The organism is Vibrio sp. CK2-1 (assembly GCF_021726515.1).
GTDB lineage: Bacteria > Pseudomonadota > Gammaproteobacteria > Enterobacterales > Vibrionaceae > Vibrio.
This window is the reverse complement of the sequence record NZ_JAKKCJ010000003.1, coordinates 83,700-95,464: the sequence shown is the minus strand read 5'-3', so window position 1 is coordinate 95,464 and position 11,765 is coordinate 83,700. Positions and strand designations below refer to the sequence as shown.

The following is an 11,765-nucleotide window of genomic DNA, read 5'->3' as shown; positions in this document are numbered from 1 at the left end:
TAATAATGAAAGTGCTAATGAATACCGAAAGTGTAAGGGTTTATGGTAAACGCAACAATGGTTTTATTGCGTACTACTCTATTCCTAATACTTTCTTAACTGGCTTATAACTTTTGCGATATTGCGCCAGAAGCTCTGGCATTTGCGCGATATCATGATCAACAATTGCCTGCATGTGCACCTTAGTTGGATAACCATTGTGCTTGGCAAAACCAAACATTGGATACTTAGCATCGAGCTGCTTCATTTCTTCATCACGAGCCACTTTAGCGATAATCGAAGCGGCACTGATTTCCGCGACACGTAAATCCCCTTTGACGACCGCAGCACTTGGCATTGGTAATTCAGGCGTTTTATTGCCATCTATCAATACAAACTCTGGCTTCACTTTTAACCCTGCCACCGCTCTTTGCATTGCTACCATGGTTGCTTGCAGAATATTGAGTTCATCTATTTCCCAGGCTTCGCAGCGACCGAGTGACCAAGCCAATGCTTTCTCTTGAATTTCAGGCAACAAGGCAAGACGTTTCTTTTCGGTTAGCTTTTTTGAGTCATTTAACCCTTCAATCGGATTATTCGGATCAAGGATCACCGCAGCAGTCACCACGGCCCCAACTAATGGCCCGCGACCGACCTCATCGACACCGGCAAATAAACCAAAGCCTGCGGGATATTCAAATTCAGGTAATTCAACACTCATTACTTTGTCTCTTGCTCTGATAATAGATTCTCAGCATCGATAAGATTTAGCACCGCTTTGGCTGCTTGAGTATCGGCATCTTTACGGATCCACTGATGCATTTCATGGAAAGCCTGTTGCATCTGCTGACCTTTATCGCTCATTAAGCGAGTCACTTCTGAAGCTAAGTTTTTAGGTGTGCAGTCTTCTTGTAAAAACTCTTTCACTAACTCTTTATCCGCCAAAATATTCGGCAGTGATACATAAGCCGTTTTTAGCATACGACGAGCAATGAAAGCACTGACAGCATTAACTCGGTAGCCGACCACCATAGGTCGATTGACCAACATGCATTCTAACGCCACAGTGCCAGATGCCAACATAACGACATCGGAGGCTTCCATCACAGTACGCGCGGTGCCGTCTCGTAGTTCAAAATGCAGTTCAGGTGCAAACTCTTTCCATGCGGCTTCAAACTGCTCACGTCGTTTTTGATTCACTAGTGCAACCACAAAACCTAAGTTTGGATTTTGCTTGGCAAGTTGTTGGCAAGCTTGTAGGAATGGTTCACACAGCATTTTCAGTTCAGCATTACGACTTCCCGGAAGAACGGCTAACCAAGTTTTATCCTGCGCTAAACCTAGTACATCTCTTGCCGAGGCTTTATCCGTTTGTAAAGGGATGGTATCGGCTAAAGTATGGCCAATAAACTCACAAGGAACATTGAACTTGTCATAAAACGCTTTTTCAAACGGCAAGAATGCCAGAACTAAGTTGGTGGCTTTAGCGATACCATGAATACGGTTTTGACGCCAAGCCCAAACCGATGGACTCACATAGTGAACCGTTTTAATGCCCGCTTGTTTTAGTGCCAGTTCGACTCGCAAATTAAAATCTGGCGCATCAATACCAATAAATACATCCGGTGGATTTTGCTTAAAATAATCGACAATCGATTTTTTGATTTTCAAGATACGGAATAATCGACCTAGTACTTCCACTAAACCCATCACGGAAAGCTCTTCCATATCAAACAATGACTGGCAACCTTCCTCGATCATTTGCGGGCCACCTATACCAACAAATTCCGCATCAGGGTAACGGGCTTTAATTGCGCGAATTAAGCCTGCGCCTAAAGTATCACCAGATAATTCACCCGCCACTACACCAATTCTCAATCGACGCTTCATATCTATTTTCCTAATAAAAAAAGGCCCGAATTAACTAGGCCTCTTTAATAATTATCACGTTAACAATGAAAATATTAACGAACAATACCGCGCTTAGAAGAATCAATAAATTCAATCATTGCTTGTACCGATTCAAACTGCGCTGCATCTTCTGCCATTTCTAGCTTAGCTTCTTCTACCGTATTCTTATTACGGTAAAGTGATTTATAAGCACGGCGAATCGCATGGATTTCTTTTTTCTCGAAACCACGACGCTTCAAACCTTCAAAGTTTACACCATAAGGTTTGGCATGGTTGCCTTGAGCAATCACAAATGGAGGAACATCTTGAGCTACACCCGATGCGCCACCTACCATGCTGTGTTGACCAATTTGACAGAACTGATGCACGGCAGACATGCCACCAATAATCGCGAAGTCACGAACGGTTACGTGGCCCGCTAGTGTCGCATTATTAGCAAGAATACAACGGTTGCCGACAATACAATCATGCGCAACGTGAACGTTGATCATAAATAAGTTATCGCTACCAACTCGTGTCACACCTTCGTCTTGCGTTGTACCACGGTGCATACTGACACTTTCACGAATAATATTGCGATCACCAATGATTAGCTTGGTTGGCTCACCTTTGTATTTCAAGTCTTGGCATGCTTCACCAATAGAAGCAAATTGGTAAATTTTATTTTCTTTACCAATAACGGTTGGGCCTTTAACCACAACATGTGAATAAATTTCAGTGCCTTCGCCGATTTCAACATCCGCACCAATATAGGTAAAAGGACCAATTTTTACGTTGGCAGCAATCTTCACGCCATCTTCAATAACAGCAGAAGGGTGAATTTGAGCAGTTTCATGGATCATAAGGCTACCTTTAAAATTCGCGACGAGCACATTTCAGTTCAGCAGAACACACTACTGCGCCATCCACTTTAGCTACACCATTAAACAGTGCGATGCCACGGCGATCTTTAATGAATTCAACTTCAATAATTAATTGATCACCCGGTACTACTGGCTTACGGAATTTCGCGTTATCAATGCTCGCGAAATAGTACAATTCATTTTCAGAAGGCGCACCGAACGATTTAAATGCTAACAATCCGGTCGCTTGAGCCATCGCTTCAAGAATAAGAACACCAGGAAAAATAGGTAATTGTGGGAAATGGCCAGTAAATTGAGGCTCGTTAACCGATACATTTTTCAAGGCAACTAGATACTTTTCTTCTTGATAATCGGTAACACGATCAATTAATAGGAAAGGGTAGCGATGAGGAAGAAGTTCGCGAATTTCCGTAATATTTAGTGTTTTCTTTTCTGTAGTCAAAATTATTATCCTATTAATAATCGTCAAAGTCGGTCTATATACCCAAGTAACTAATTATATACTGAAGTTATTGCGCTATAAATGAAAAAGACCTGCAACAGACAGGCCTTTAGTGTTCAAGCAACATCAAATATACATAAATCAGGGATTCCTTATTGAAAAGAAACCAATTGAAATCACCTAGATGTTACAAGTTAGACCGATTTGATTAATCTTCAAGCTTCTTTTCAAGCGTTTTTAGACGTTTATGCATTTCATCGATCTTAAGAGTACGTGCCGCTGTTTTGCGCCACTCTTTATTACTCTGCAAAGGAATACCTGATGAGTATACGCCTTTTTCTGTAATGCTACGCATCACCATACCCATTCCGGTAATGGTTACGCCATCAGCAATTTCAATGTGACCATTCAATACTGACGCGCCGCCTATAATACAGTACTTACCGATTTTGACACTACCCGCTACGGTGGTACAACCAGCCATAGCTGTGCCATAACCAACGTGAACGTTATGAGCGATTTGAATATGGTTATCGATGATCACATTATCTTCAATAACGGTGTCATCAATCGCACCACGATCAATAGTAGTACAAGCGCCTATTTCTACGCGGTTACCAATGATAACAGAACCAAGCTGAGGGATCTTAATCCATTCACCACGGTTATTCGCATAACCAAAACCATCAGATCCAATCACAGTATTAGATTGAATTAAGCAAGCCTTACCGATCTCAACACTGTGGTAGATGCTAACATTCGCCCACATTTTAGAGTTGTCACCAATTTTGGCATTTTTACCGATAAAGCAACCCGCGCCGATCACAACGTTATCGCCTAACACCACACCAGATTCAACCACGGTATTGTGGCCAATACAGACCCCCTCACCTATCACAGCATCGGGTGCAATCACCGCACTTGATTCGATACGTTCTGCCGGTTGTGGCGTAGTATCTAGAGCTTGTGCAATTAAAGCAAAAGCCAAATAAGGGTCCGCGACAACAATCGCATTGGTCTGGCAAAGTTCAAGCTCACTCGATTTGATTAAAATCGCAGTGGCTTGGCACTCTGCAAGGTGCTTACGGTATTTTGAGTTAGTCAAAAAAGTAATTTGACCTTCGCCCGCTTTATCCATGGCAGCAATAGAGGAAACGGTTAATTCACCGTTTCCATGTAGCTCACCACCTGTAATCGTTGCTAATTCAGCAAGAGTAAGTTTTGGCATCTTCGACTTCTATTATTTTAGTTCTTTAATTACAGCGTCTGTGATATCTGAATCTGGTTTTGCATATTGAAGTGCTTGTGCATCAATAATCATGTCATAACCTTGTTTCTCAGACACTTCTTTGATTGCATCTTGAATCGTAACAAACAGTTTTTGTTTTTCAGCTGCTTCGCGTTGCTTAGCATCACGCTCTAGTGACTGACCTTGTACTTTATATTCAGCTTGTAGTGAGCCAATTTCAATTTGCAGCTTACGCATATCATCTTCACTTAGAAGCTGACCGTCACGACGTACTTTATCCATTTTAGTCTGAATTTTCTTTTGCAGAGAATCTAGCTGTGCTTTTTCATCTTTAAATTCAGATTGAAGCTTTTTCGCAATAGCCTCACGTTGTGGCAACGTTTGGAAAACTTTAGCGGTATTCACATAACCAATTTTTTCTGCAGCTTGAGCAGCATTTGCCGCTAAAGATGACGTCAGTACTGCTAGGCTAAGACCCGCGACTTTAATAAATTTTTTCACAATCATTTCCTTACAAAGGGCTAAAAAGTTAGAAGGTTTGACCAATCGTAAAGGTAAAGAATTCTTCATCATCACCTTCATAGATTTCAATTGGCTTCGCCACCGAGAACACTAAAGGCCCCATAGGTGACATCCATTGCAGCGCCATACCATACGAAGCACGGAACGCAAATGGGTCTGAATAATCATAATAATAATCTTTACCGGCCATATTAGCATCAGCATCACGATACTTAAATTCGGTATCCCAAACACTGGCCACATCAACAAACACACTGGTGCGCACTGATTGCTGAATTTCTTCAGAAGCAAATGGAGTTGGAACAATTAGCTCAACACTTGCCAATGCAGTGGCATTACCACCAACCGATTCATCAGTAGCTACATAGTTAGGGTTGTTACCACCATTGCCGCCGCCTTCATCATATACCGCTTTCGGACCTACTGAGTTAGAGCCAAAACCACGTAATGAAGAGAAGCCACCAGCGTAGTAGTTTTCATAGAATGGGAATAAGTTATCATTTCCATCGGTTGAACCATAACCATTACCATATCCCAGACGACCACGAAGCAATAACGTGAAATCTTGTTTTTGCGTTAATGGAATATACTGCTTGGCATCATATTGCATCTTATAATACGGAACGTCAGAGCCAGGTACGGTTATTTTAAAAGTTGCACGTTGGTGGTTACCTGCTGTTGGAAAATAACCACGGTTTAAATTATTTCGAGTCCACGAAATATTGACATCGAAATCATCAACATCCAATTCACCGGATTCAGTATCATAGTTCCCAGCCGACTGTTGCGAAGCTAAGAAACCTTCGTTTTGTACATATGGGTCAATATTTGAGATTTTATTGTGGGTATAGCCTATCCCCAGTTCAATGAAGTTTAATTCATTAATAGGGAAGCCCCAGGTTAAATCTGTACCGTAGCTCTGGTTGGTATAGTCAACAATACCCGCTTCTGACGCTTCAAATTCGTTGTAGAAAATCTTACCGCCCAGACTAACACCGTCCAGTGTCCAATATGGGTCACGATATTCTAAGCTGACATTTTTTTGGTAATCATTGGTCATGGCGTTAATACCAATACGATTACCGGTTCCTAAGAAGTTATCTTGCTGTAGGCCAACCTGAAAACTTACGCCGGACTCTGTACCATAACCGATACCGAAGTTAACACTACCTGAGTTAGCTTCTTTTACGTTATAGACAATATCTACTTGGTCTTCTGTACCTGGTACTCGCTGAGTTTGTACATCAACTGTTTCAAAGAAACCAAGACGATTCAAACGGGCTTTACCAGTTTCAATTGATTTTGAGTTTAACCAACCACTTTCCATTTGGCGCATTTCACGACGCAATACTTCATCTTTAGTAATGTTGTTACCAGTAAAGCGAATATCACGTACATACATACGGTTACCCGGATCGACTTGAACGGTCAGCGTTACTTCTTTTTTATTGTCATCAAACTCAGGAATGGTTTGTACTTTAGGATAAGCGTAACCTGATTCCCCAAGGGTTTTCTTGATGCCTTCTTCAAGACCTGTAACTAACGAACCATTATAAGTATCACCCGTTTCAAACGGCACCATCTCGGTGAAGTCATCTTGTTTACCAATTAAGTCGCCACGGAATTTAATTTCTTTCACCGTGTAAGGTTCACCTTCGTTTAAATTAAGCGTGATATACACACCTTTTTTATCCGGTGAAATGGAGACATTAGTCGATAACACTTTGAATTTCAGATAACCACGATCAAAGTAATAAGTACGCAGCTTTTCGATATCACCAGCAAGCACTTGCTTTTGATACTTTTCATCGGCCATGAAATTCCACCATGGCACATCAGCATTCAAATCAAAACGAGAAAGGAGTTCATCATCGGTAAAGACTTCATTACCAATAAAGTTAATTTGTTGAATTTTAGCTGATACACCTTCGGTAAATACAAACTTCAAATCCGAACGGTTACGTGGCAATGGCGTGACCACCGCTTTTACCGTTGCGTTGTATTTACCTACGCTGTAGTAGAAATCTTCTAGTCCCTTTTCAATGGTACTTAATTTCGTACGATCTAGAGCTTCACCCATTCGAATGCCAGAAGCATCTAGGTTTTGTTGTAGCTGCTCATCTTTAATCGCTTTGTTACCAGAGAATGAAATCTCAGCAATGGTTGGACGCTCTTTAACTTGTACTAATAAGACATCACCATCTCGAAATACTTTCACATCTTCAAAGTTACCAGAAGAATACAGAGCTTGAATAATAGCGGAAGCATCCTGCTCATCAACGGTATCACCGACACGTACTGGCATTTTGAGCAATACCGCACCGAGCGCAACTCGCTGTAAACCTTCGATCTTGATATCTGATACTTCGAAAGAGTCAGCGTGTGCAACCGTGCTGAGCATCAGCAAAGTTGAAATCCATAAACGTTTGATCGCCATAAACTTTATTATTAATCCTTTATACTACTTGGCCTTATTAAACCACTACTGGCACTACAGGCGAGCAAAATCATTGAAAATTGCAATTAACATCAGAGAGAAAATCGCCGCACTACCGATACGATATCCCACTTCTTGTACTTTTTCTGGGACTGGGCGACGAATCACAGCTTCAATAGCAAAAAATAACAAATGACCTCCATCAAGTACAGGTAAAGGCACTAAGTTGATAATCCCTAAGTTCACACTAATTAATGCTAAGAAGCCTAAAAAGTAAACTAATCCATAATCCGCTGTTGCACCCGCACCTTTGGCTATCGAAATTGGGCCACTCAAATTTTTAATACCGACATCACCTGTGATGAGTTTCTTCAACATGGTGAGTGTTAAATCGATAATTTGTCCTGTTTTTTCTACCGCTTTAGGTATAGAGGCTAACACGCCAAACTTTTGCTCAAAGCGATAAGATTCAGGCCATTCTCCCATTGATGGTGCAACACCTGCAAACCCTATTGTGTCACCATTTTTTAAAGTTTTACTCGCTGGAAATAAGCTCAAGGTTAAATCCTGACCATTGCGATTAACCTTCAAACTCACTTCTTGCTCTGGGTTTGCGACAACGGTATCAACAAATTGCTGCCACGTTGTCACCGCTTCACCATTAATAGCAATTAACTTATCACCGACTTGTAGGCCGGATTTTTCAGCAGCACTACCTTCCGTGATACTCGAAATGGTAGAAATAATTTCCGGGCGATATGGCTGAAAACCTAATGTACCCATTGCGGAATCGACTTCAGGATCAAACTTCCAATCTTGGGTATTTAAGGTAACAGTGCGTTCAACCCCTAACTCATCCGCTGAAGCGACTTTCATTACGATCTGATCATCACCAATATGAGAGATCAGAGCCATATTCACCGAGTCCCAATCAGAGGTTTGGATACCAGAAATTTCTTTAAGTTCCATCCCCGATTCAATTCCTGCTTGAGAAATAATTGAATTGGGCGTGACGTCACCAATGACAGGTTTCACTGCCGGTACGCCAATCATAAAGACTAGCCAGTAAGCAAAAATGGCAAAGAAAAAGTTAAAAGCTGGGCCGGCAGCCACTATCGCACTACGACGCCATAAACTTTTATGATCAAACGCTAAATGTTTATCTTGCTCGGCCACCTCATCAACGCGAGAGTCCAGCATTTTAACGAAGCCGCCTAATGGAATCATTGAGATGGAATACTCAACGCCATCCTTACCCTTGCGACTCCACAATGATTTACCAAAGCCGATAGAAAACTTTTCGACTTTAACGCCACAGCGTCTTGCTACCCAAAAATGGCCAAACTCATGCACAGCAACGAGGATGCCAAGGGCTACGATAAATGAAGCTAAATTCCATAATATGCCAGTCATTAATTACGCTCTGCTAAAGTTTCTGTTGCTTAAGGTTTCTATTGCATAGATTCGAGCTATTCTATCTAGCTCAAGTAAGCTTTCCAAACTCTCCGTCCCAAGAGTCGATAAGCCACACACTTTATTCATTACTCTTTCGTTAACCCGTGCAATATCAGTAAATTTCAATTGGCGATTTAAAAACGCCGCAACCGATATTTCATTGGCGGCATTAATTGCAGTGGTTGCATGTTGGCCGGTATAACAAGCATCAATCGCCAACTGCAAACATGGGTATCTTGACATATCAGGCGCTAAGAAGGTCAACTCACTTAATGCAGTAAAGTCGAGTGGTTTTACACCTGAAGGAATTCGATCTGGGTAAGACATTGAAAGCGCGATAGGAGTACACATATCTGGCTCACCCATTTGCGCGATTACCGAACCATCATTGTACTGCACCATAGAATGAATCACCGATTGTGGATGAATCAAAACTTTTAGCTGTTCTTGCTTAGCATTAAACAACCATTTGGCTTCAATAAACTCTAAGCCTTTGTTCATCATAGTCGCAGAATCCACTGAGATCTTTGGCCCCATAGACCAATTAGGATGAGCAATCGCCATCTCTGGGGTCACGGAATCAAGAGTGGCAATATCACTATAACGGAACGGACCGCCCGAGCCAGTTAATAATATTGAGTGGATGCCACCTTCATCGAGATCACAATAACCTAGCTGGTTTTGTACGCTCTGAGATAAGCATTGGAAGATAGCATTATGTTCACTATCAACAGGAAGAATTTGTGCACCGTATTGCTCAGCCGCATCAATAAAGAATTGACCTGACATCACCAAAGATTCTTTATTGGCAAGTAATATGCGCTTACCAGCTTTCACTGCCGCCATGGTTGGTAGTAAGCCCGGAGAGCCTACAATTGCCGCCATCACCATATCAACGTCATCAGCAGATGAAATAGCACATAGACCGTCAATTCCAGCAACGACTTGAGTTTTGCAGTTCACTTGTTTGAGGCGTTTTTCTAACTCTAACGCAGCCGCTTCATCTGCCATCGCTGCCATTTCAGGCTGCCACTTTTCACATAATGCTTGCATGCTTTCAACATTAGAAGCCGCAGCTAAGGCATATACTTCAAACTGTTCAGGATTATGTTCAACTACCGATAAAGTACTTGCACCAATTGAACCCGTTGCACCTAAAATCGTTATCTTTTGCATGATCAATCAACCATTAAGAATAAATGCATCAATATTCTTCCTATATTTCGTGCGGCAGATTATTGGCAAATAAAGTACAACAAAGCAAAAACTGGAAATGCCGCGACAAGGCTATCGATGCGATCAAGAATGCCACCATGCCCTGGGATAATATTACTGCTGTCTTTAATATTAGAGACGCGCTTAAACATACTTTCGACTAAGTCGCCTAAAACAGAAATAACCACTGTAACAAAAGTAATAAACAGCATCACTGTCAAGCTAGCAAAGTGAATATCTAGTAAAGAAGAAGCAAACCAACCCACGATCATGGCTAAGATAATGCCACCAAATAAGCCTTCTAGCGTTTTGTTCGGGCTAACATTCGGTGCCATTTTATGTTTACCAAATGTTTTTCCTGAAAAGTACGCCCCAGTGTCGGCGGCCCATACTAATAAGCAGACAAACATAACTAATTTAGCGCCATGATAAGGATTCAAAGCATAATCTTGGGCTCTAAGTAGAAAGACTGCCCAGAGAAAAGGAATCAGTGACAGCATGCCAAAAAGGTGACGTAAAGCTACGCTCCTCTCCCACAAGTTCATACTTCTTGGGTAGGTTAACGCTAAACCACTTGCCACAATCCACCAGATAGCTCCTACCGCCAAGATCCACAAATGTGTCTCAGAGACCGTCGATAAGCTTAAGGTATCAAATGGGAATACAGCAAAACTGCCAACTAAAATCACTAAAGATGGAATAAGACTGAGTGCGCGTGATTTAGGCAGAACAAACTGAGTCCATTCCCAAAAACCAATAATAGATATCGCCGTTAACGCAATAATGAAAAAAGGAATTGAAAGTTCAAATACCCCCCATAAAACCAAAGGCGCTAAAATCAATGCTGTTATTATTCTTTGTTTCAAACTTTCGTCCTTTATTATTGAATCATCAACGATTGTAGTTGCTCACTAGTGCAACCAAAGCGTCTTTCACGGTTGATGAACCAGGCAATGGCGTCCAACATTGCTTGCTCATCAAATTCTGGCCAAAATAAATCGGTAAAATACAATTCTGCATAAGCCATTTGCCAAAGCATAAAGTTGCTGATTCGGCACTCACCGCTGGTACGGATCATAAGATCGACATCCGGCAAATCAGCCATAGATAAATGCTGGGATATGGTTGCTTCGGTGATATCTTGCGGCTGGAGTTGCCCCTCAGATACCTGTTGAGCAACTTGCTTAACCGCTTCGGTAATATCCCATTTACCGCCGTAATTAGCGGCGACATTAATCACAGTGCCAGTATTCGCTTCTGTTAGCGCTTCTGCGGCAGCAATTTTTTTCTGTAATGCAGAACTAAAACGGGTTTTATCACCAATGATTTGTAGGCGTAAATTATTCTTATGCAGTTTTTTGACTTCTCTGGTTAACACCGTCATGAACAAATCCATGAGCACGCTCACTTCTTCTTCTGGGCGTTTCCAGTTTTCACTGCTAAATGCGAATAAAGTAATGGCTTTTATTCCCAATCGACTGGCGGTTGAGATAGTTTCTCGCACTGATTTAACTGCCATTCGATGACCATAGATACGAGGTTTACCACGTTGCTTAGCCCAACGACCATTGCCATCCATAATAACGGCAATATGTTGTGGTAGTAGTTCAGATGAGAATTGAGTATCAGACATTATTTTATTCATACTTGTAGGCAGGTTTTGCATAAAAAAAGCGCTGTGCTGTACCGCAC

Annotated in this window: 11 protein-coding genes; all 11 read right to left on the bottom strand. The window is 41.7% G+C overall.

Annotated features, from left to right (window positions below):
* Window positions 1–73 precede the first annotated feature (73 nt).
* Window positions 74–700, bottom strand: a complete 627-nt coding sequence (gene rnhB, locus L3V25_RS09125) for a ribonuclease HII (RefSeq protein ID WP_237295072.1) — start codon at window positions 698–700, stop codon at window positions 74–76.
* Window positions 700–1,869, bottom strand: coding sequence for a lipid-A-disaccharide synthase (gene lpxB, locus L3V25_RS09120; protein ID WP_237295071.1), 1,170 nt, complete (start codon window positions 1,867–1,869; stop codon window positions 700–702). The genes rnhB and lpxB overlap by 1 nt, the downstream gene beginning before the upstream one ends.
* A gap of 74 nt (window positions 1,870–1,943) precedes the next feature.
* Window positions 1,944–2,732, bottom strand: coding sequence for an acyl-ACP--UDP-N-acetylglucosamine O-acyltransferase (gene lpxA, locus L3V25_RS09115; RefSeq protein WP_237295070.1), 789 nt, complete (start codon window positions 2,730–2,732; stop codon window positions 1,944–1,946).
* A gap of 10 nt (window positions 2,733–2,742) precedes the next feature.
* Window positions 2,743–3,195: a 3-hydroxyacyl-ACP dehydratase FabZ gene (fabZ, locus tag L3V25_RS09110; RefSeq protein WP_237295069.1), complete on the bottom strand. Its 453-nt coding sequence runs from the start codon at window positions 3,193–3,195 to the stop codon at window positions 2,743–2,745.
* Window positions 3,196–3,403: 208 nt separating this feature from the next.
* Window positions 3,404–4,423 carry a UDP-3-O-(3-hydroxymyristoyl)glucosamine N-acyltransferase gene (lpxD, locus tag L3V25_RS09105; RefSeq protein ID WP_237295068.1) on the bottom strand — a complete coding sequence of 340 codons (1,020 nt, stop codon included), beginning with the start codon at window positions 4,421–4,423 and terminating at the stop codon, window positions 3,404–3,406.
* 12 nt (window positions 4,424–4,435) lie between these two features.
* Window positions 4,436–4,945: an OmpH family outer membrane protein gene (locus L3V25_RS09100; protein ID WP_237295067.1), complete on the bottom strand. Its 510-nt coding sequence runs from the start codon at window positions 4,943–4,945 to the stop codon at window positions 4,436–4,438.
* A 28-nt stretch (window positions 4,946–4,973) separates the two neighbouring features.
* Window positions 4,974–7,403: an outer membrane protein assembly factor BamA gene (gene bamA / locus L3V25_RS09095; protein WP_237295066.1), complete on the bottom strand. Its 2,430-nt coding sequence runs from the start codon at window positions 7,401–7,403 to the stop codon at window positions 4,974–4,976.
* A gap of 54 nt (window positions 7,404–7,457) precedes the next feature.
* Entirely contained in the window at window positions 7,458–8,816 is a 1,359-nt protein-coding gene (gene rseP, locus L3V25_RS09090; RefSeq protein WP_237295065.1) for a sigma E protease regulator RseP, read from the bottom strand.
* 3 nt (window positions 8,817–8,819) lie between these two features.
* Window positions 8,820–10,034: a 1-deoxy-D-xylulose-5-phosphate reductoisomerase gene (gene ispC / locus L3V25_RS09085; RefSeq protein ID WP_237295064.1), complete on the bottom strand. Its 1,215-nt coding sequence runs from the start codon at window positions 10,032–10,034 to the stop codon at window positions 8,820–8,822.
* A gap of 59 nt (window positions 10,035–10,093) precedes the next feature.
* Complete coding sequence (locus L3V25_RS09080) at window positions 10,094–10,939, bottom strand: phosphatidate cytidylyltransferase (RefSeq protein WP_237295063.1); 846 nt, start codon at window positions 10,937–10,939, stop codon at window positions 10,094–10,096.
* A gap of 14 nt (window positions 10,940–10,953) precedes the next feature.
* On the bottom strand, window positions 10,954–11,706 hold the full coding sequence (locus L3V25_RS09075; RefSeq protein ID WP_237295062.1) for an isoprenyl transferase: 753 nt from the start codon (window positions 11,704–11,706) through the stop codon (window positions 10,954–10,956).
* Window positions 11,707–11,765: the final 59 nt, after the last annotated feature.